This is a genomic window from Ralstonia mannitolilytica (assembly GCF_000954135.1).
Lineage (GTDB): Bacteria > Pseudomonadota > Gammaproteobacteria > Burkholderiales > Burkholderiaceae > Ralstonia > Ralstonia mannitolilytica.
In genome coordinates this window covers 2,413,574-2,431,992 of sequence record NZ_CP010799.1, presented here as the reverse complement: position 1 = coordinate 2,431,992, position 18,419 = coordinate 2,413,574, and the positions used below count along the sequence as shown (strand labels likewise).

Below are 18,419 nucleotides of genomic sequence, written 5' to 3'. Positions count from 1 at the left end.
GCATCAGGCTTGCAAGGTCAGGAGGCGGTCTGCCGGGATATCGAAGCCGACCGCATGGCCCGGCGCAAAGTGCTGGCGGCCGGGCACATCGATAAAGAGCGGCGTGGCAGAGACGCCCGCCACGCGCACGCGGGTGCGAAAGCCCAGAAACACCGCCGATTCGACCGTGCCCTTGAGCCCGGCCTGTGCCGGGTCTGCCAGCACGGCATCTTCGGGGCGGAAGAAGATGGCATTGCCGTCGCCGGCCGGCACGGGTACGCGACCGCCCGCGCAGACGAATGCGCCATTCTCGCGCGTGCCGTCAAGCCGGTTCATGATGCCGATGAAGTCCGCCACGTGCCGGTTGGCCGGCTGGAAGTAGATTTCACGCGGCGTGCCGATCTGCGCGATGCGGCCGGCTTCCATGACGACGATGCGATCGGCCAGCGCCATCGCTTCTTCCTGATCGTGCGTCACGTAAATCGTCGTGATGCCGAGACCGCGCAGCAGGCGGTCCATCTCGGCGCGCACGGATTCACGCAGCTTGGCGTCGAGCGCCGTGAGCGGTTCGTCGAGCAGCAGCACGCGCGGTTCGGGCGCCAGCGCGCGCGCCAGGGCCACGCGTTGGCGCTGCCCGCCGGAAAGCTGCGCCACACCGCGATCCGCATAGGGCGTGAGGTGCATCATCTCCAGCAGCGTGTTTGCCCGGGCGCTGATCTGCGTGTCGGACAAGCCGTTCTGCCGGCGCTGGATGCGCAGGCCGTATTCCACATTGCCGCGCACGCTCAGGTTGGGGAACAGCGCGTAGTTCTGGAACACCATGCCGACGCGGCGGCGCTCGATCGGGCGTGCGGTGACGTCTTCGTCGCCAAAGTGCACGGTGCCGCCGGCATCCGGCGCCTCCAGCCCCGCAACGATGCGCAGCGTGGTGGTCTTGCCGCAGCCCGAGGGGCCGAGCAGTACGACGGTCTCGCCGGCGGCGATGTCGAGGTCCATCGACTCCAGCACGCGCTGGCCGCCGAAGTGTTTGCCGCAGCCACGCAGCCGGATCGGCACGGGCGCGAGATGTAGAGGTTCGGTACTCATCGGGAAGCCTTTCCGTTATTCACCCGCAGGCCGCCAAAGCGCTGCATCAGCACCAGCAGCGGCACGATCATGACGAAGAAGATCAGCGTGTAGGCGCTGGCGATTTCCAGGCGCATCGACGCATAGGTATCGGCCAGGCCGACCGGCAGGGTCTTGGTTTCGGGCGTGTGCAGCATCCAGGTGAGGTTGAACTCGCCCACCGAGAGCGTCACCACCGTCAGCGCGCCGGCCAGGATGCCGGGCTGCACGTTGGGCAGCACAATCGTGCGAAAACGCTGCCAGAACGACGCGCCCAGGCTGGCGGCGCCCTCTTCCAGCGTCTTCAGGTTCTGGCCTGCCGCCACGGCTGCGACCGAGCGCACCATGAACGGCAGCGTGAATACCACATGCCCGACGACGATGAACCAGAGGCTCTCGCGAAAGCCGCCAAAGCCGCCGTAGGCCACGATCAACCCCAGCGCCGTCGCCAGGCCCGGCAGCGCCACGGGCAGCGTCAGGAATTCTTCGATCAGGCGGCTTGCACGGCTCTGACGCCGCGCCAGTACATAGCCCGCCGGCACGCCGGCCGCGAGCACGATCACCAGCGTGCACAGCGCCACCAGCAGCGACATCCAGATCGACGCGTGATACATGTCCCACACCTGGGCGACCCAATCCAGAGTCCAGCCGCTCTTGAAACCGCGGATGTAGTTGCGCGTCAGGCCCACGGCCATCGACAGCACAACCGGCACGATCAGGAACAGGCACAGCAGCAGCGTGATACCCCACTGGGCAATAGACAAAGCGCGCTTCATGCTGCCGCCCCCGTCGGGCTACCGCTCGCAGTACGCGCAATTGCCAGCACCAGCCACGTCACCACGCCCAGCACCACCGACAGCGCCGCCGCCATCGCAATGCCGGCGTTAAGGGTGAATTCGGTATAGATCGTCATCGGCAAGACGTCGATATCGGTGGCGAGGGTGAAGGCGGTACCGAATGCGCCCATCGACGTGGCAAAGCAGATCGCGCCCGAGGCGATCAGCGCTGGCGCCAGCCCCGGCACCAGCACATCGCGCGTCACCTGCCACGACGATGCGCCCAGCGAGCGCGCCGCTTCTTCCAGTGAACGATCGAGCTTTTCCGCCGCCGCCATCACCGTCAGCACCACGCGCGGGATCGAGAAATACAGGTAGCCCAGAAACAGCCCGCCGATGGAATAGGCGAAGACCCATTTCTCGCCGACGAGCTTGTGCGTGACGTCGCCGAGCAGGCCCTGGCGCCCGGCCAGCAGGATCACCATGAAGCCGACCACCACCCCGGGAAACGCCAGCGGAAACGTCAGCATGGCGGTAATCATCCGCTTGCCCGGCACGTTGTGCCGCACGAGGAACAGCCCGGCGATGGTCGAGAGGATGAGCGTCGCCAGCGTGACTGCCGCCGACAGCACCACCGTCGAAAACAGGCTGCCCAGATAGCGCGACGTGGTGAGCGCCGCTGTGTAGGTGGCAATCACGCCTTCGCTGCCGCTCACACGCAGCAGCGCCGCCATCGGCAGCAGCCAGAACGCGCAGAACAGCGCGACGGCCGGTGCCAGCAACGCCACCCGCCACCGAGCGGGCAACACCGCGTCGTCGGGCAAGGTGGATCGGGTGACGGTGCTCATGCTCAGCGGACCTCGTTCAGGTAGCGCGTGCCAAACGCCTGCTGGCCGGCTGCCATCTTGTTGAAGTCGACCGTCTTGGCGCGAGCGTATTCGCTGGCCGGGAGGAAGCGCGAGGCGGCCTCCTTGCTCATGGCATTGGCGCGCACGGGGCGCAGGTAGGCGTTGGCCCACAGCGTCTGGCCTTCGTCGGACAGCACGAAATCCAGCACCTTCTTGGCGTTGTCGGCGTGCGGCGCACCGGCGGTCAGGCTCATCACGTACGGCACGGCAATGGTGCCTTCCTGCGGAATCACGAATTCCACATTGGCGTGGTCTTTGTACTTGGCGCGGTAGGCGTTGAAGTCGTAGTCGAGCAGGATCGGGATCTCACCGGCCACGACGCGCGCGTAGGCGGTCTGCTTCGGCACGATCGGCGCGTTCTTCTTCAACTGCTTGAACCATTCGATGGCGGGGCTGAAGTCGTCAAGCGTGCCGCCCAGGGCCTGGTTGACCGCCACGGCGCCCACGTAGCCGACGAAGGCGCTGCTCGGGTCCAGGTAGCCGACCATGCCCTTGTATTCGGGCTTGAGCAGGTCTTTCCAGGAGCGCGGCACGGGCTTGCCTTCCAGCGCGTCCTTGTTGACGAAAAAGCCCAGCGTGCCGGAGTGGATCGAGAAGAACGCACCGTCCGGGTCCTTCATGCCGGCCGGAATGTCTTCCCAATGCTTGGGCTTGTAGTTGGCGACCAAGCCCTTTTCCTTGGCCTGATACGCAGACGTGATGCCCAGGTAGGCCACGTCAGCCACGGGGTGCGACTTCTCGGCCAGCATCTGCGCGATGGCCTGGCCGGAGTTCTTGTTGTCGAACGGCACGGTAATGCCGGTCTTGTCCTTGATGGCCTTGATCTGGCTGGCCCAGTCGGCCCATTCGGGCGGGCAGTTGTAGCAGATGGCGACTTGCTGGCCGGCCGGCTGTGCCTGCACTGGCGCAGCCACGGCGAATGCGCCGGCAGCTACGAGGCCGCACACGCGCAGCCATTGAACGAGACGTTTCATCGAGACGCTCCTTGCGTATCAGACGTGAGGGAAGAAACAACGGAGAGAGACGCTTCCGCCGGCGCATGGGCCAGCGTGCCGCCCGCCAGCAGGCGGTGCGGCAACGTAATCGAGGGCACCACCTCGCCGGCGATGCGGCGGGCCAGCGCCGTGGCCGCGTCGGCGCCGATCCGGCGGTGCGGCTGCGCCACGGTGGCCAGCGTCGGCGAAAGCCACTGCCCCATCGCCAGGCCATCAAAGCCCACCACGCTCACGTCTTCAGGCACGCGCAGGCCCATCTCGCGCAGCGAGCGGATGGTGAGCAAGGCAAGGCGGTCGTTGCTGCAGAAAATGGCGGTCGGGCGCGGCGGCGCCAGCAGGCGGGCCAGCTCGGCCGGCAGCATGGCGTCGGCATTGAAATCAATTTCGACGGGCGGCTGCGGTGCAATGCCGGCTGCTTCCAGCGCTTCGCGGTAGCCGTCGTGGCGCAGGGCCGCACGGTCCGACGCCGCCAGCGTGCCCGTCAGCATGCGGATCTGGCGGTGGCCCTGCGCGAGCAACGCGTGAATGGCGTCGCGTGCGGCGGCGCGGTTGTCGACGGTCACGCAGCAGCGGGCGGGAATGCGCGCCTGGCCGACCGTGTCGTTGTAGACCAGCACGTAGGGCACGCCTTCTGCGTCGAGGCGATCGAGGTGCGCGTTGGCGGCGGCATCGGCCACCGTCAGGATCAGGCCATCGACGCGCTGCTCGAGCATGGTTTCGATGGCGCGCGCTTCGCGTTCGCGGTCGTATGCGGTCGTCATCAGCATGACGCGCTGACCCGTGACGGAGGCGGCCTCCTCGATGCCCTGCATGCATTCGGCAAACACCGGGTTGGCGAGCGACGGCAGCACCACGCCCAGCAGGCCCGTGCGCTCGGCGCGCAACTGCCGGCCCAGGGCATTGGGGCGGTATTGCAGCGCATCCATGGCGGCCTGCACACGCGCGAGCGTCGCGGCGCTCACCCGTTCCGGCGAATTGACCGCGCGCGATACGGTGGCAATCGAAATGCCGGCATGCGTTGCCACGTCCTTGATGCTGCTTCCCACGGTGTTGTCCTGCCGGTGTAAACGTTTACATCCTAGGTGCCAGGCATGACCTTTTCATGACAACCGATGCTGCGCTGCAGTGGCCGCCGCAATGCAGCATCGTCGTTGTTGCGCATGGCAAAGTTGCAAAGCTCGCATATGCTTCTTACGAATTCGGACGGGCTCCCTACACCAGCAGGCGCGTCGCGGCATGGTCCGTTTGCTGCTGTGTCGTGCTCGCCGCCTGCCTTGGAGACACCATGCGTGTATCGCCCGTATTCGACGTACCCGCCCACGCCCTGCCCGAATTGCTGCAGTACTACGGCGTAGTCCGGGCGCAATCGCTTGCGCTGGCTGCGCCGCTGTCCGACGCCGATGCCACCGTCCAGTCGATGGACGATGCCAGCCCCGCCAAATGGCACCTCGCCCATACCACGTGGTTTTTCGAGGAGTTCGTGCTCGGCCCCAACGTGCCCGGCTACCGGTCACCCGATCCGCGCTATCGCTACCTGTTCAACTCGTACTATGAGACGGTGGGCGCGCGGCACCCGCGTCCGCGTCGGGGCATGCTGACGCGCCCGACGCTCGATGAAGTGCGGGGCTATCGCGCGCATGTCGATGCGGCCATGCAGCGGCTGCTGGCCGGAGGGGTCTCCGCCGACGTGGGCCGGCTCGTCACGCTCGGCCTGCATCATGAGCAGCAGCATCAGGAGCTGTTGCTGACGGACGTACTTCACCTCTTCGCGCAGAACCCGCTGTGCCCCGCCTATGCCGATACGCCGGTGCCGCGCGTCCATGCGGCGCCGGTGCAGCCCGGCTGGGTCGCGTTCCGGGGCGGAGCCGTGCAGATCGGCAAGACGGACACGGGCGCGGGGTTCATGTTCGATTGCGAGGGCCCGCGCCACACGGTGTGGCTGGAGCCCTACGCGCTCGCCACGCACCCCGTCACCAACCGGGAGTGGCTTGCCTTCATGCAGGACGGCGGATATCGCCAGCCCACGTTGTGGCTGTCCGACGGCTGGGCGTGGGTGCAGCGTGAGGGCATCGAGGCGCCGCTCTACTGGTGCGCCGGCCGCGACGAAGCCGAAGGCTGGCAGCAGATGTCATTGCACGGCCTGCAGCCGGTCGATCTGGACGCGCCCGTCACGCACATCAGCTTCTACGAGGCGGACGCCTACGCCCGCTGGGCCGGCGCACGCCTGCCGACCGAAGCGGAATGGGAGCATGCAGCCGAAGGCCTGCCGGTGCAGGGCAACTTTGCGGGACGAGGCGCTTCATCGGCGCCATTGAGGCCGCTGCCCGACCACGGCATCACCGAGGCGGGCAGCCTGCGCCAGATGTTCGGCGACGTATGGGAATGGACGGCGAGCCCCTACGGCCCCTACCCCGGCTTCGAGCCCGCCGAAGGCGCCGTGGGCGAATACAACGGCAAGTTCATGTGCAGCCAGATGGTGCTGCGCGGCGGGTCTTGCGCGTCGCCCGAGGGGCATCTGCGGGCGACGTATCGCAACTTCTTCTATCCGCACCAGCGGTGGCAGTTCACCGGGGTGCGGCTCGCGCGGCGGGCGTAGCCGGCGTATCGGGCAACCGGCAGGCGCCTAGCGGTTGCTGTCGAACAGCATGTTGGTCGGGGTGCCGATCGTCTCCTGGCTGCCGGGCGCGGCCGCGGCCGGTTTGGCTGCCGGCATCGGCGCGGGCACGTCTGGCACGGCCGATCTGGCAGGCTGAGCGACGGCCGCCGGTGTTGCCGGTGCCGGCGCATGCGGGGGTTTGCCGGCCTGCTCGGCGAGCTTGCGGCGGCGCGATTCGAGCCCCGCGGCAATCTCGTCCTGGTGATACCGCCGGGCAAAGTCGATCACGTCCATCTTCTGCTGGTTGCGCAGCTCCATGTCGGCGCCTTCGTCCAGCAGCAGCTTGACCGTCGTGATGTGGCCGTTCATGGCCGCCATCATCAGCGGCGTCGTGCCGTTGGGGCTTTCCGCGTCAATGTAGGCAGCGTGCTCGATCAGGTATTTGACGATGTCGTCGTGCCCGTTGGTCGCGGCGTAGTGCAGCGCTGTCCAGCCGGTCTTGTTGACCTCGACGTCGTACGTTTCCACCATCAGCTTCACCAGCGGCAGCAGACCCTGGTAGGCCGCCATCATCAGGGCATTCTCGCCGGCGGCGTTCGTGCGCTCGAAGTCGATGTGCTTGGCGCGGATCAGCGCCTCGGCCACTTCGACGTTCCTGTCCTTGAGCGCATCCACGAGCAGCGGCGTGCCGTCGCGCGTGGTCAGATTCGGGTCCACGCCCTGCGCGACATACTTCTGCACCAGCACCGGCCGGTTGTACTCCACCGCGGTGCGCAGGTCGTCCTGCGGCGTGGCGTATGCGGCGCCCGACAGCGCCATCGCCAAGCCGGCGGCCAGTGTGATTTTTCGCATGTTGTGCTTCACGTGATACCGCAACTTATCGCGGTATTTTGTTGAATAGATTGAAGAAATTCTCGGTGGTGGCGCTAGCGATGCGCTCCAGCGGCTCGCCGCGCAGCGTGGCCAGGAACTCACCGACGTGCCGCACGTAGGCCGGCTCGTTGGTCTTGCCGCGGAACGGCACCGGCGCCAGGTACGGCGAATCGGTCTCGATCAGCATGCGGTCCAGCGGCACCTTCCGGGCGGTTTCCTGCAGATCCACCGCATTCTTGAATGTGACGATGCCCGAGAACGAGATGTAGAAGCCCAGGTCCAGCGCTGCCTTGGCCACGTCCCAGCTTTCGGTGAAGCAATGCATGACGCCGCGCGCGGCCTCGGCGCCCTCTTCACGCATGATGGCCAGCGTCTCGTCAGCGGCGGAACGCGTATGGATCACCAGCGGTTTGCCCGTCTGCCTGGCAGCGCGGATGTGCGTGCGGAACCGATCGCGCTGCCACTCCATGTCGGCCACGGTGCGATCGCCCAGCCGGTAGTAGTCGAGCCCCGTCTCGCCGATGCCGACCACGCGCGGGTGATCGGCCAGGGCGAGCAGGCGCTCCAGCGTGGGCTCTTCGATGCGGGTGCCTTCTTCGACGTCCGCTTCGGCATCGGGATGCACGCCCACGGTCGCGTACACGTTCGGCTCCTGCTCGGCGATCTCGAGCACGCTCGGGAAATCTTCCAGCGTGACGGAGATGCACAGCGCGTGCGTGACGCGGTTCTCGCGCATGCGCGTCAGCAGTTCCGGCAAGCGAGCGCGCAGGTCGGGGAAGTTGATATGGCAGTGGGAGTCGACAAACATCGAATAATCAGCGTGTTACGGCACAAAGTCGATGCGCCGTCTCAGAAGAAGGTCAGAGGGTTTGGGTCGGGCGCTGCGAGCCAAGCTGCTTGCCGAGCAGCTCTTCGATCACGCGCCGCAGGTTACGGCACGGCTCGTCCTCGCCGAAATGCACCCCGATGCCCGGCGTCTTGTTGGGCGTGCCCACGGGCGTGATCCAGGCCACCCGGCCGGCCACCTGGTATTTCTGCGGGCGGTCAAGCAGCGATAGCACGAGAAAGACCTCTTCCCCGATGCGGTACGGGCGCTGCGTCGGCACAAAGATGCCGCCGTTCTTCAGGAACGGCATATAGGCCGCGTGCAGGCCGGCTTCGTCTTTGATGGCCAGCGAGACGATGCCCGGGCGGCTGGGGGCCCCCGTGGCGGTGCCTGGCGTCTGCATGCCGGGCGTGATGGGAGTGGCAGGCGTGCGAAGAGGTGCAGTGCTCACAGGGATTCCAGAGGTTCAGGTTCAGGCAGCGGGAAACAGCTGCCGGTAATCCAGCAAAAGACTCTCGATGACGAGCCGCGCCGCCAGCGGATGCTGCTCGGTGCGGCGGCGCTCCGGCAGCGTACGCGCAAAACGCTCCAGGCGCTCCAGCGGGATCGCCTGTGCGCAGCGCTGCAGCGCTTCACGCTCGGCCGGGAAGTACCGCGGGCGCCCCGCCAGCCTCGCCGCCATCAGGTCAAAGACCCAACGGTGCATGGTACTGAGAACGGCAGGGACCGACAATTTCTGCAGGTGGTCCGCCATGGCCAGCGCATCGAGCTTTGCACCGTGGCCCAGCTGTTCCAGCAGGAATTGCAGCAACGGCCGGTCCTCCGACTCCGCAGCGGCCAGCGCGGCCAGCGGTGCGTTGCCGAATTCCGCCAGCAGATTCTGCGCGTGCGGCACGCCCTGCTGCTCCAGCCACTGGCGCGCTGCCTCGGGCTGCGGCGGCTGCAGCGGAAACTGCCGGCAGCGCGACAGGATGGTCGGCAGGATGCGGTCGATGCGATCCGTCACCAGCAGGAAGACGGTGTTCTGCGGCGGCTCTTCCAGCGTCTTGAGCAGCGCATTGGCACCTTCGGTCTGCAGCGCGTCGAGCGGGTACAGCACCACCACGCGCAACCCCGCGCGGTGCGTGCCGACGCCCACCGCATCGATCAGGTTGCGCACCTGTTCCATGCGGATGATCTTGCTGGGCGCCTTTTTCTTGCCGTCGGCGTCTTTCTCCGTCTCGGGCGCGTCTTCCATGGCCTCCGGGCGTACGAGGTGGAAGTCCGGATGGTTGCCCTGGGCGAACCAGTTGCAGGCGGCGCAGGTGCCGCACGGCTGCCCGTCCGCGGCCGGCGTGTCGCACAGCAGGCCTTGCGCGACATGCATGGCGAAATCGCGCTTGCCGGTGCCGGCCTGGCCATTGAGCAGGATGGCGTGCGGCAGTTTGGCCCGCATCGCCTGCAGGCGGGCCCAGTCAGCGGATTGCCAGGGATAAAGCATCATGAATCAATAAGTTACGTCAGATTGTTGATGCGGATTCGCGCCATGAAACCATTGTTTCGGTATCGGAAATTGCGTGCAAAATCAAAGTGTTGCAAGCAGATTCTCCAGGTCTTTCTGGATATCACTGCGGTCGCGGTTGGCGTCCAGCACGACAAAGCGGCCCGGCTCGGCCGCAGCACGGCGCAGGTACTCGGCCCGCGTCCGCAGGAAGAACTGGGCGGACTCAGCCTCGAACTTGTCAGGTGTGCGGGCATCGGCCAGGCGGGCTGCCGCAATCTCCGGGGCCAGGTCGAAGAGGATGGTCCTGGTCGGCTGCAGACCTTGCTGCACCCACTGCTCCAGCGCTTCGAGGCGCTCGATGGCCAGGCCCCTGCCCCCGCCCTGGTAGGCGAAGGTGGCATCGGTGAAGCGGTCGGAGATGACCCAGTCCCCGGCGTCGAGTGCGGGCTGGATGACCTCGGCGATGTGCTCGCGGCGGCTGGCAAACATCAGCAGGGCCTCGGTTTCGAGGTGCATGCGTTCGTGCAGCAGCACTTCGCGCAGGCGTTCGCCCAGCGGCGTGCCGCCCGGCTCCCGCGTGACGACCACCTTCTTGCCCTGCGGCGCCAGCCTGGCCTGCAGTTGCTGCGCGAACCAGGCGATGTGCGTGCTCTTGCCCGCACCGTCGATGCCTTCGAATGTGATGAACTTGCCGCTCATGGTTGGCCGCGCTGGTATTTGTTGACGGCCCGGTTGTGGTCCGTCAGGTTGGTCGAAAACTGGCTGCTGCCGTCGCCGCGCGCCACGAAGTACAGCGCGTCCGACGGTGCCGGGTTCAGCGCGGCCTGCAGCGACGCCATGCCCGGCAGCGCGATCGGCGTGGGCGGCAGGCCGGTCCGCGTGTACGTGTTGTACGGCGTGTCGGTCTGCAGGTCGCGCTTGCGCAAATTGCCGTCAAAGCCGGGGCCGATGCCGTAGATGACCGTCGGGTCGGTCTGCAGCAACATGTTCTTGCGCAGGCGGTTGACGAACACGGCGGCGATCATCGGGCGCTCGAGCTTTTGGCCCGTCTCCTTTTCGATGATGGACGCCATGGTCAGCGCTTCGTACGGCGTCTTGTACGGCAGGTCGAGGGCGCGCTTGGCCCAGGCGTCGTTCAGGCGCTTCTGCATCGCCTGGTAGGCGTGTCGGTACAGCTCCACATCACTGCTGCCCCGCGCGAAGAGATACGTATCGGGAAAGAACAGCCCTTCCGGGTTCGCCTCGGGCGCGCCGATCTTGCGCATCAGGTCCGCGTCCGACAGGCCGGCAGTGTCGTGCTTGAGCGCGGGCTCGGCATCCACCACCGCCCGCATCTGGCGCATGTTCCACCCTTCGATGATGGTGACCACGTAATGGGAGACCTCGCCGCGCGCCATCTTGTCGAGGATCGACATCGGCGTGGCGCCCGTTTCCAGGGCGTAGCCCCCTGCTTTCAGGCTCTTGGCATTGCCGGTGGCACGTGCCAGCAGCGTGAACAGCTGCGGCTGCACGCCCACGCCGGCATTGGCCAGTTGCCTGCTAACCGAGGCCACGCTCGAGTTCGGCTTGATCACCACTTCCAGCGGCGAGGCCGTCAGGCTCACCGGTTGCTGGGCCCACCACACCACGCCGCTTGCCGCCGCGAGCGCAAGCAGGATCGTCAGCAGGATCAGGCGCTTGAAGAAAGAGAACATCGTGTTTGGATCTGCCGCGCGCAAGCCGCCAGCACCGGCGATATGCGCACGCTTGAAATGGATGGACAGGACGCAAACTGTCGCTGGAGCGTGTCATGCACCTGGCTTGCGAAATCCATCAAAAAGCCGTACGGCTGCGTTGCGGCTCGCCACACCCGGCGTTGCCCTGCGACTGTTTGATGCGCTTCGCACGCCTGTCCAGTTGCACAACGCGCGCCAAGACAGCCCAATATAATACCGGGTCACACTCAGGCAGCCCGCACACCATGAATGATGTCTTTCACGATTTCGTCGATACGCTGAGCTTTCCACCGCTCGACGTGCAGTTCGATGCCGCCACGCGCGGCAGCGTGCTGTGTGCACCGACCGACCTCGCCCGCATCGCCGTCGAAGGTGCCGATGCTGCCGAGTTCCTGCACAACCAGCTGACCAACGCGGTGACGGGCCTCGGCCTGAACCAGGCGCGCCTGGCCGGCTACTGCTCGCCCAAGGGTCGGCTGCTCGCCACGCTGCTGATGTGGCGCCAGGCCGAGACGATCGTGCTGCAGACCGACAAGCGCGTCGCGCCGCCGCTGACCAAGCGCCTGTCGATGTTCGTGCTGCGCGCCAAGGCCAAGCTGCGTCCGATGGACGAATTCATCGCCATCGGCGTCGCCGGGCCCGATGCGGCCGATGCGCTGCGCGAAGCCGGCGCCGTGCTCCCCGAGCCCGACGCGGTGTACTCCGTGGCGCAGCAACCGGCAACGGTCGGCCAGCAGGTCGGCGCCGTCATCCGCCTGCCCGACGCCGAGGGCCGCCCGCGCTACCAGTGGATGGTGCACGCCGAGCACTTCCAGCATGCCTGGAATACCCTGTCGTCGCGCCTGTCGCTGATCGGCACGGAAGTCTGGGACTGGCTCAGCCTGCAGGCAGGTGTGCCGCACATCACGCTGCCCACGCAGGAGCAGTTCGTGCCGCAGATGGTGAACCTCGAACTCGTGGGCGGGGTCGACTTCCGCAAGGGGTGCTACCCCGGCCAGGAGGTCGTGGCCCGCAGCCAGTATCGCGGCACGCTGAAGCGGCGGATGCACCGGGCACATGTCAACGCCCCGACCTCCGCCGGCGCCGAGGTCTACAGCGAGGCAGACCCGAACCAGCCGTGCGGCATGGTGGTCAACGCCGCCATGGCGCCGGACGGCGGCACGGACCTGCTGGTCGAGCTGAAGCTGGACGCGGTGGATTCCGTCATCCACCTGGCCACGGCAGATGGCCCTGTGCTGACCCTGCAAAGCCTGCCGTACACCATCCCCACGCCCGAAAACGCCTGACGGCACCGAGCAATCATGGCCGACCATCTGTTCGTCTACTTCCGCGTCGCCGAGCGTGACGCCCAGGCCGCCCTGCCGCGCTGGCAGGCCTGGCTCGACACCGTGGAAGAGGCGACCGGCGTGGCCGGCACGTTGATGCGCCGTCCCGAAGTGCGCGACGGCGTCGTCACATGGATGGAGTGCTACCACGACATCCCACCCGCCTTTGCCGCCACCTTAGCCGGCCTGTGGGAGACCGGCGGCCCGCGCGACATGATCGCCGGTGAGCGCCACGCCGAGCTGTTTGTCGATCTGGAAAACGGCTGACGGCGCTGCGCCGCAATCGACATCGCAAAAATTCGGCAGGCTGCTATGCTTGGCCGAAGCCCGCGCAACACCGGTCGTCACATGGATCGACCGCGTGGCGTTTTCAAAGGAAGCTGTTATGTGTTTGATTCTCACGGCCTGGCACGCCCACCCCGCCTACGCGCTGGTGGTGGCCGCCAACCGGGACGAATTCTATGACCGCCCCGCCGCGCCGCTGGCGTGGTGGAGCGATGCGCCGAACGTGCTCGGCGGGCGCGATCTGGCACAGGTCGTCGGCCACGCAGGCACGTGGATGGGCATGACGCGCGACGGCCGCTTTGCCGCGCTGACCAACTACCGCGCACCCTCCGAGCGCCGCCCGGATGCGCGATCGCGTGGCGAACTGGTCGCCGATTTCCTGACAGCGGACGACGTGTCCATCCCGGCCTATCTCGACAACCTCACGGCCCGCAACCGCGCCTACAACGGCTACAACCTGCTGACCGCCACCCGCGATGAACTCTGGTGGACGAGCAACCGCGCCGAGGCGCCGCGCAAACTGTCGCCGGGCCTCTATGGGCTGTCGAACGCGCTGCTCGATACACCTTGGTTCAAGGTGCGGCACCGCATGGCCGCCTTTGCCGAAGCGCTGGCCGCCGATACGGGCCGGCATGGCAATGCGGTGGATGTCGGCCGGTATCTGGCGCTCTTGTCGGAAACCCGCGAAGCCCCGGCCAGCGCGCTGCCCTCCACGGGCGTGGCGCCGGAATGGGAAAAGCTGCTCTCCGCCGCGTTCATCCGCTCGCCGCGCTACGGCACGCGCGCCAGCACCGTGGTGCGCATTCGTCACGACGGCTGCTTCGACGTGACGGAGCGCCGCTTTGACGCTCAAGGCCAGATTGGCGAGACGCGCTATCTCGGCGTGCTCGACACAGTCACCCACGCCGACACCTGACGCTCAGGCGGCTTCCCGACTTGCGCCCGGGGCCGCGTCCACCTCCATTTCCGTGACCGCCGTACCGCCCGGGCGCAGCGCCGAATGCTCGCGCCGCGAGTGCACCAGCGGATAGAACATCTGGGCTGTCCACCGCTCCGGGCCGAACAGCGCGTCGTCCTGCAGGCCGATTTGCGCCGGGTACTTGCGCGTGATGTGCGCCGTGCCGAACAGCACATCCCAGAAGAACAGCAGGTTGCCGAAGTTGCCCTTGTAATGGCCGATGCCATCGGCGTTGGTCAGCGCGTGGTGCGCCCAGTGCGTGGCCGGCGTGGAAATCGTGCGTTCGACCACCCACATCACCGGACGCAGCGCGCGAATGCGGTACAGCGGTGCATCCCACGGCCACGCGCAATGCGCGCCGATGATGACCGCCAGCTTGACCACCACGTACGCCGCATAGACGGGCCCGAAGCCCAGGTACACCGCCACGCCGCCAATCCACAGGCCCGGCATCATCAGGTAATAGAAGAAGTTGTTGCGGTACGTGATGCGCACGCTCATGTAGGGCGCACTGTGATGTGCGCGGTGCAGCGGCCACAGCAGCGGCGTGTGCGATGCGCGGTGCCACAGATACTGGGTCAGGTCGTCCCCGACCAGCAGCAGGCCCGTCATGGCCCACCACGGCAGGTTCGCCCACGCGTTGTGCTGCGCCGGGATGAGCCACTTGCACAGCGCATTGCTGCCCAGCATTGCGATCGGCTGCGTCACGGCGATGAGGCTCACGAACATCAGCGCCTCGAGCCAGGCATCGTTGGCGGTGGCGCGCCCGCGCACGGTGGCCTGGTAACGCCGCGTGACGAATTCCATGGCGGCAAAGCCGAGGATGCAGGCAGCTATCAGGGCGTGCTCCACCTGGGAACTCATCGCGGCGTCTCCTCACGTTGAATGGTTGTGAAGACGATGCTAGGCGTGGCGCTTCAATGCGTCTAATGCATAATCGACATCTACTCAATGCACGGAACGCAATGCCATGGATCTACGACGCCTGAGCCATGTCGTCGCCTTGGCCGACACGCTGCACTTTGCACGGGCGGCCGAGCAGGTCCACCTCAGTCAGCCGGCCTTCAGCCGCAGCATCCAGGCGGTGGAAGACGATCTCGGCATCCGCCTGTTCGACCGCGAGACCGGCGACGTACGTCCCACGCCCGCGGGCGCCTTCGTCATCAAGCGCGCGCGCCAACTGCTGTTCGAGGCGCGTTGCCTGCAGCGCGATGTTGAGCTCTACCGTGACAGCCATCTGGGCGACACCGCCTTCGGGGTCGGGCCGCTGTTGACGGCCACGCTGATGCCGCAGGCGCTGCGCGAGTTGCGCCAGCAGCATCCGCAGGTGGCGCTGCGCATGGAGGTGGGCAACTGGGCGCAGCTGCTCCACCGACTGCGCAGCGAGAACATCGAGTTCTTTGCCGCGGACGTGCGCGACATGCCGGCAGACGCCGCGCTGGATGTCCAGCCGATCGGCGGCCAGCCGCCGCATCTGTATGCGCGGGCGGGCCATCCGCTGGCCGGGCGCAAGGCGACGCTACGCGAGGTGTGGGAATACGGCGTTGCCGTGCCCAAGCTGCTGAGCCCATCCAAGATGGATCTGGCGAAGCTGCTCGGGCTGCCAGCGGGCCAGCAGGCCACCATCGCCCTGGAATGCGACAACTACGGCGTGCTGAAGACGGTGGCGCTCACCACCGACACCATCCTGGGCGCCACGGATGCCGCCGTGCGCGAAGAGCTGGAGGCCGGCACGCTGGTCCGGCTCACGGTGAAGGGCTGGCTCTCGCAGCCGTCCACCACGGGCATCGTGCGCTTGCGCGGCAGGACGGCATCACCCGCAGCGCAGGCGGCCATCGCAGCCATCGTGCGGGCCGCCGAGGCCATCAACGTGTGAGCACGCGGCGCATGGTCCGGTGCGGGATGCCGGCTTCTTCAAATTCCCCGCCCTCGGCCGTGAAGCCGGCGCGCGCATAGAACGGCATGGCGTGCGTTTGCGCGTTGAGGATCAGCTCCCGATACCCGAGCGACTGTGCCTTCGCGATCAGCGCTTCGAGCACGCGCGCGCCCACGCCCGTACCGCGCGCCTCCTTGCGCACCGCCATGCGGCCGATATGCCCGTCGGGCAGCAGGCGGCCGGTGGCCACGGCGCGCCCGGCGGTATCGCGCGCCAGTGCGTGCCAGCATTGGTCATCCCATTCGTCCCATTCCAGCTCGACGGGCACGCCCTGCTCGATGACGAACACGTCGTAGCGGATGGCGCGGGCTTCTTCGCGCACGGCGTCCCAGCGGTCGACTTCTACGCCGGCCAGCGGGCGGACAGATTCAGGAGCAGTCATGTTCGGGTTTCAATACTTGAACGTTGAAGAGGGGTTCGGCTATTCGGTCTCAGTGCCGAAGGCGCGGCGCAGCGCGCTGGCGGCATCGCGGTGCGCATCTTCCACGGCCGGCACGAAGCGGCCGATCTTGAAGAAGTCGTGGATCATGCCTGCATACAGCTTGAGTTCGACCGGCACCTCGGCCGCGCGCAGCTTGTTGGCGTAGCCGATGCCGGCGTCGCGGATGGGGTCGAAGCCGGCCACGGCAATCCACGCGGGGCACACGCCGGTCACATCGGCGCCGTGGCCGCCGGCGTCGAGCGGGGCGAAGCGCCAGTCGTCGCGGTCGGCGTCGCTGCGCAGGTATTGCGAGAAGAACCAGCGGATCATCTCCTGCGTGAGCAGGTAGCCCTCGGCGAATTCGCGGTGCGAAGGCGTGCTCTCTCGCGCCGTGGTGCCGGGGTAGATCAGCAGCTGCAGCACGGGAGCGAGGCCCCGGTTGCGCGCCTCGATGGCGCACACGGCGGCGAGCGTGCCGCCCGCGCTGTCGCCACCGAAGGCAATGCGCGCCGGGTCTGCGCCGATGCTGGCGGCTTCATCGAAGACCCACTGCATCACGTCGAAGGCGTCCTCGGCGGCGGTGGGGAACTTCCACTCGGGCGCGAGCCGGTAATCGACCGACAGCACCATCGCCCCGGATTTGGCGGCGAGCGACCGGCACAGCTGGTCGTGCGTCTTGATGCTGCCGACCGTGAAGCCGCCACCGTGGAAGTACACGAGCAGCGGCAGCGGGTCGGCCCAGCTTGCCGCGCGGGCAGCGTACGTGCGAATGGGAATCGGGAAACCATCGCGCGCCGTGACCGTCAGGTCGTGCACCGACTCCAACGGAATGGCCGGGATGTCGACAATGGGGCTGCTCTTTTCGTAGGCGATCTTGGCGTCGGCCGGGTCGAGCGCATTGAGCGGCGGACGCTTGGCACGCGCCACGAGATCAAGCAACTGGGCGACGTGCGGGTCGAGATGCGGGTGCGGCGTTGGGTGCTGCATGCAGGGGAACTGAACGATCGTTCTAATATGGCTATCATCGGAGTATCCATCGAACCACGCCCGCGCCACAAGACGGGCACACAGACACCACCGGAGACAGCATGGCCCTCATCTACTACCTCACCCACGTCCACCTCGGCTTTGGCACGATCGACGAACTGAAAAGCGAATGTGCGCGCGTGGGCATCCGCCGCCCGATGGTCGTGACCGACAAGGGCGTGGCCGCCGCCGGGCTGGCGCAGCGGGCCATCGACGCCACGGGCGGGCTGCCCGTCACCGTATTCGACGAGACGCCGTCCAACCCCACCGAAGCGATGGTGATGAAGGCCACCGCGCAATACAAGGACGCCGGCTGCGATGGGCTGATCGCCATTGGCGGCGGTTCGTCGATCGACCTCGCCAAGGGCATCGCGATTGCCGCAACGCACCCGGAGCCGCTCACCACGTACGCCACCATCGAAGGCGGCAGTGGCAAGATCACGGAAGCCGCGGCGCCGCTGATCGCCATTCCCACGACGGCCGGCACCGGCAGCGAAGTGGCGCGCGGCGCAATCATCATCCTGGAAGACGGCCGCAAGCTCGGTTTCCACTCGTGGCACCTGTTGCCCAAGTCGGCGATCTGCGATGCGGAACTGACGCTGGGCCTGCCGCCGATGCTGACCGCCGCCACGGGGATGGACGCCATCGCGCATTGCATCGAGACTTTCCTCGCGCCAGCCTTCAATCCGCCTGCCGACGGCATCGCGCTGGACGGTCTGGAACGGGCGTGGGCGAACATCGAGCGCGCCACGCGTGATGGCGCAGACCGCGATGCGCGGCTGAACATGATGAGCGCGTCGATGCAGGGCGCGATGGCGTTTCAGAAGGGGCTCGGGTGCGTGCATTCGCTGTCGCACCCGCTGGGCGGCGTGAAGGTCGACGGCAAGACGGGGCTGCATCACGGCACGCTCAATGCGGTGGTGTTGCCGGCGGTGCTGCGCTTCAACGAGACGGCAGAGACGGTCGTGCGCGACAACCGCTATGCCCGCATGCGCCGCGTGATGAACCTGCCGGCCGGCGCTGACCTTGCGCAGGCGGTGCATGACCTCACCGCGCGCCTGGGCCTGCCCACGGGCCTGCGCCAGATGGGCGTGCCGGAAGACGCGCTCGAACACGTGGTCGAGGGCGCCCTGCTCGACCACTGCCACAAGACCAACCCGCGCATCGCCACAGCGGACGACTACCGCCGCATGCTGGCCGAATCGATGTAACG

The 18,419-nt window shown here is 67.0% G+C and carries 20 protein-coding genes; 6 read left to right on the top strand and 14 right to left on the bottom strand.

Features of this window, described 5'->3' with window-relative positions:
* Positions 1-3 precede the first annotated feature (3 nt).
* The 5 genes from TK49_RS11565 to TK49_RS11545 are packed head-to-tail and all read right to left on the bottom strand — an operon-like array spanning position 4 to position 4,808.
* Complete coding sequence (locus tag TK49_RS11565; protein ID WP_045786828.1) at positions 4-1,065, bottom strand: ABC transporter ATP-binding protein; 1,062 nt, start codon at positions 1,063-1,065, stop codon at positions 4-6.
* Positions 1,062-1,859, bottom strand: a complete 798-nt coding sequence (locus TK49_RS11560; protein ID WP_045786827.1) for an ABC transporter permease — start codon at positions 1,857-1,859, stop codon at positions 1,062-1,064. Before TK49_RS11560 ends, TK49_RS11565 begins: the two co-directional genes overlap by 4 nt.
* The gene (locus tag TK49_RS11555) at positions 1,856-2,707 is read right to left on the bottom strand and encodes an ABC transporter permease (RefSeq protein ID WP_045786826.1); all 852 of its coding nucleotides are present in this window, start codon (positions 2,705-2,707) and stop codon (positions 1,856-1,858) included. Before TK49_RS11555 ends, TK49_RS11560 begins: the two co-directional genes overlap by 4 nt.
* Before the next feature lie 2 nt (positions 2,708-2,709).
* The gene (locus TK49_RS11550) at positions 2,710-3,741 is read right to left on the bottom strand and encodes an ABC transporter substrate-binding protein (RefSeq protein ID WP_045786825.1); all 1,032 of its coding nucleotides are present in this window, start codon (positions 3,739-3,741) and stop codon (positions 2,710-2,712) included.
* Positions 3,738-4,808 carry a LacI family DNA-binding transcriptional regulator gene (locus TK49_RS11545; protein WP_045786824.1) on the bottom strand — a complete coding sequence of 357 codons (1,071 nt, stop codon included), beginning with the start codon at positions 4,806-4,808 and terminating at the stop codon, positions 3,738-3,740. The genes TK49_RS11550 and TK49_RS11545 overlap by 4 nt, the downstream gene beginning before the upstream one ends.
* A gap of 239 nt (positions 4,809-5,047) precedes the next feature.
* Here TK49_RS11545 and egtB point away from each other — a divergent pair, with 239 nt between their 5' ends.
* Entirely contained in the window at positions 5,048-6,358 is a 1,311-nt protein-coding gene (gene egtB / locus TK49_RS11540) for an ergothioneine biosynthesis protein EgtB (RefSeq protein ID WP_045786823.1), read from the top strand.
* 27 nt (positions 6,359-6,385) lie between these two features.
* On the opposite strand, the gene TK49_RS11535 is transcribed toward egtB, so the two are convergent.
* From TK49_RS11535 to mltG, 6 genes are all read right to left on the bottom strand, one after another.
* Complete coding sequence (locus tag TK49_RS11535; RefSeq protein ID WP_045787857.1) at positions 6,386-7,210, bottom strand: ankyrin repeat domain-containing protein; 825 nt, start codon at positions 7,208-7,210, stop codon at positions 6,386-6,388.
* A gap of 25 nt (positions 7,211-7,235) precedes the next feature.
* Positions 7,236-8,039 (bottom strand): TatD family hydrolase, encoded by an 804-nt coding sequence (locus TK49_RS11530; protein ID WP_045786822.1) that lies wholly within the window; start codon positions 8,037-8,039, stop codon positions 7,236-7,238.
* A 52-nt stretch (positions 8,040-8,091) separates the two neighbouring features.
* Positions 8,092-8,460, bottom strand: coding sequence for a PilZ domain-containing protein (locus TK49_RS11525; protein WP_180964251.1), 369 nt, complete (start codon positions 8,458-8,460; stop codon positions 8,092-8,094).
* 69 nt (positions 8,461-8,529) lie between these two features.
* Positions 8,530-9,540, bottom strand: coding sequence for a DNA polymerase III subunit delta' (locus TK49_RS11520; protein WP_045786820.1), 1,011 nt, complete (start codon positions 9,538-9,540; stop codon positions 8,530-8,532).
* An 81-nt stretch (positions 9,541-9,621) separates the two neighbouring features.
* Positions 9,622-10,239, bottom strand: a complete 618-nt coding sequence (gene tmk / locus TK49_RS11515) for a dTMP kinase (protein ID WP_045786819.1) — start codon at positions 10,237-10,239, stop codon at positions 9,622-9,624.
* A complete protein-coding gene (gene mltG, locus TK49_RS11510) occupies positions 10,236-11,234 on the bottom strand; it encodes an endolytic transglycosylase MltG (RefSeq protein ID WP_045786818.1) in 999 nt (332 codons plus the stop codon). Before mltG ends, tmk begins: the two co-directional genes overlap by 4 nt.
* A 266-nt stretch (positions 11,235-11,500) precedes the next feature.
* On the opposite strand from mltG, the gene ygfZ reads away from it, so the two are divergent.
* The 3 genes from ygfZ (at position 11,501) to TK49_RS11495 (ending at position 13,781) form a co-directional block, all read left to right on the top strand.
* On the top strand, positions 11,501-12,541 hold the full coding sequence (gene ygfZ, locus TK49_RS11505; RefSeq protein WP_045786817.1) for a CAF17-like 4Fe-4S cluster assembly/insertion protein YgfZ: 1,041 nt from the start codon (positions 11,501-11,503) through the stop codon (positions 12,539-12,541).
* A gap of 15 nt (positions 12,542-12,556) precedes the next feature.
* Positions 12,557-12,847, top strand: coding sequence for a DUF4936 family protein (locus TK49_RS11500; RefSeq protein ID WP_045786816.1), 291 nt, complete (start codon positions 12,557-12,559; stop codon positions 12,845-12,847).
* Between the two features lie 118 nt (positions 12,848-12,965).
* Entirely contained in the window at positions 12,966-13,781 is an 816-nt protein-coding gene (locus TK49_RS11495) for an NRDE family protein (RefSeq protein WP_045786815.1), read from the top strand.
* A gap of 3 nt (positions 13,782-13,784) precedes the next feature.
* Here the strand turns inward: TK49_RS11495 and TK49_RS11490 are convergent, their stop codons facing one another.
* Entirely contained in the window at positions 13,785-14,687 is a 903-nt protein-coding gene (locus TK49_RS11490) for a sterol desaturase family protein (protein ID WP_045786814.1), read from the bottom strand.
* A gap of 106 nt (positions 14,688-14,793) precedes the next feature.
* Here TK49_RS11490 and TK49_RS11485 point away from each other — a divergent pair, with 106 nt between their 5' ends.
* Positions 14,794-15,699, top strand: coding sequence for a LysR family transcriptional regulator (locus TK49_RS11485; protein ID WP_045786813.1), 906 nt, complete (start codon positions 14,794-14,796; stop codon positions 15,697-15,699).
* Here TK49_RS11485 and TK49_RS11480 read toward each other — a convergent pair.
* Positions 15,689-16,141, bottom strand: a complete 453-nt coding sequence (locus TK49_RS11480) for a GNAT family N-acetyltransferase (protein ID WP_045786812.1) — start codon at positions 16,139-16,141, stop codon at positions 15,689-15,691. The two genes, TK49_RS11485 and TK49_RS11480, sit on opposite strands and share 11 nt — an antisense overlap.
* Before the next feature lie 39 nt (positions 16,142-16,180).
* The gene (locus TK49_RS11475) at positions 16,181-17,167 is read right to left on the bottom strand and encodes an alpha/beta hydrolase (RefSeq protein ID WP_045786811.1); all 987 of its coding nucleotides are present in this window, start codon (positions 17,165-17,167) and stop codon (positions 16,181-16,183) included.
* Positions 17,168-17,268: 101 nt separating this feature from the next.
* On the opposite strand from TK49_RS11475, the gene TK49_RS11470 reads away from it, so the two are divergent.
* The gene (locus TK49_RS11470; RefSeq protein WP_045786810.1) at positions 17,269-18,417 is read left to right on the top strand and encodes an iron-containing alcohol dehydrogenase; all 1,149 of its coding nucleotides are present in this window, start codon (positions 17,269-17,271) and stop codon (positions 18,415-18,417) included.
* Positions 18,418-18,419: the final 2 nt, after the last annotated feature.

Coding starts and splice junctions, on each gene's coding strand:
- TK49_RS11565 (WP_045786828.1), bottom strand. CDS start 1,065: ATGAGTACCGAACCTCTACATCTCGCGCCCGTGCCGATCCGGCTGCGT.
- TK49_RS11560 (WP_045786827.1), bottom strand. CDS start 1,859: ATGAAGCGCGCTTTGTCTATTGCCCAGTGGGGTATCACGCTGCTGCTG.
- TK49_RS11555 (WP_045786826.1), bottom strand. CDS start 2,707: ATGAGCACCGTCACCCGATCCACCTTGCCCGACGACGCGGTGTTGCCC.
- TK49_RS11550 (WP_045786825.1), bottom strand. CDS start 3,741: ATGAAACGTCTCGTTCAATGGCTGCGCGTGTGCGGCCTCGTAGCTGCC.
- egtB (WP_045786823.1), top strand. CDS start 5,048: ATGCGTGTATCGCCCGTATTCGACGTACCCGCCCACGCCCTGCCCGAA.
- TK49_RS11535 (WP_045787857.1), bottom strand. CDS start 7,210: ATGCGAAAAATCACACTGGCCGCCGGCTTGGCGATGGCGCTGTCGGGC.
- TK49_RS11530 (WP_045786822.1), bottom strand. CDS start 8,039: ATGTTTGTCGACTCCCACTGCCATATCAACTTCCCCGACCTGCGCGCT.
- TK49_RS11525 (WP_180964251.1), bottom strand. CDS start 8,460: ATGCAGACGCCAGGCACCGCCACGGGGGCCCCCAGCCGCCCGGGCATC.
- TK49_RS11520 (WP_045786820.1), bottom strand. CDS start 9,540: ATGATGCTTTATCCCTGGCAATCCGCTGACTGGGCCCGCCTGCAGGCG.
- tmk (WP_045786819.1), bottom strand. CDS start 10,239: ATGAGCGGCAAGTTCATCACATTCGAAGGCATCGACGGTGCGGGCAAG.
- mltG (WP_045786818.1), bottom strand. CDS start 11,234: ATGTTCTCTTTCTTCAAGCGCCTGATCCTGCTGACGATCCTGCTTGCG.
- ygfZ (WP_045786817.1), top strand. CDS start 11,501: ATGAATGATGTCTTTCACGATTTCGTCGATACGCTGAGCTTTCCACCG.
- TK49_RS11500 (WP_045786816.1), top strand. CDS start 12,557: ATGGCCGACCATCTGTTCGTCTACTTCCGCGTCGCCGAGCGTGACGCC.
- TK49_RS11495 (WP_045786815.1), top strand. CDS start 12,966: ATGTGTTTGATTCTCACGGCCTGGCACGCCCACCCCGCCTACGCGCTG.
- TK49_RS11490 (WP_045786814.1), bottom strand. CDS start 14,687: ATGAGTTCCCAGGTGGAGCACGCCCTGATAGCTGCCTGCATCCTCGGC.
- TK49_RS11485 (WP_045786813.1), top strand. CDS start 14,794: ATGGATCTACGACGCCTGAGCCATGTCGTCGCCTTGGCCGACACGCTG.
- TK49_RS11480 (WP_045786812.1), bottom strand. CDS start 16,141: ATGACTGCTCCTGAATCTGTCCGCCCGCTGGCCGGCGTAGAAGTCGAC.
- TK49_RS11475 (WP_045786811.1), bottom strand. CDS start 17,167: ATGCAGCACCCAACGCCGCACCCGCATCTCGACCCGCACGTCGCCCAG.
- TK49_RS11470 (WP_045786810.1), top strand. CDS start 17,269: ATGGCCCTCATCTACTACCTCACCCACGTCCACCTCGGCTTTGGCACG.